The organism is Pseudomonas sp. KB_15, from assembly GCF_052114525.1.
Lineage (GTDB): Bacteria > Pseudomonadota > Gammaproteobacteria > Pseudomonadales > Pseudomonadaceae > Aquipseudomonas.
The window spans coordinates 1-415 of sequence record NZ_JBFREX010000264.1; the positions used below are offsets into that span (position 1 = coordinate 1).

1 pseudogene is annotated in these 415 nt (G+C 68.0%); it reads right to left on the reverse strand.

Annotation, left to right across the window (positions count from 1 at the left end):
* Positions 1-415, reverse strand: a pseudogene (locus tag AB4Z35_RS30800) (hypothetical protein); the annotation flags it as partial.

Below are 415 nucleotides of genomic sequence, written 5' to 3' on the forward strand. Positions count from 1 at the left end.
GGCCGAACAGCGCGGCTGTCCGGATGGTGTCGGCGAGGCCATGGGCGGCGGCCACAGGCCGATGTAGCGTGGCAACGGCGGGCAGCTCAAGCCGCTCCACCAATGGCGCCCAGCCCAATAGCAGCGCGACGGCCGCCTCGGCGCTGTTCTGTGGCGGCGTCTCGTGCAATTGGACGGCAACGAAGAGGCGGAATCGTTCCAGCGCCGGGCCACCCGTCTCGTCTAGCCAGGCATCGAGCGCCATCAGCCCATCATTGGCTGGGAGGACCGAGGCTTCAACATGATGGAGGCCCGTGGCTGTCCAGCATGTCTGCCAGGCGTGGCGAAGCGGCGCCGGATCGACGCCATCGGACACCTGCAACGTGACATCCAGCGGCACGCTCGGGGGCAACGCGCGTAGCGGCATTTCCAGTTG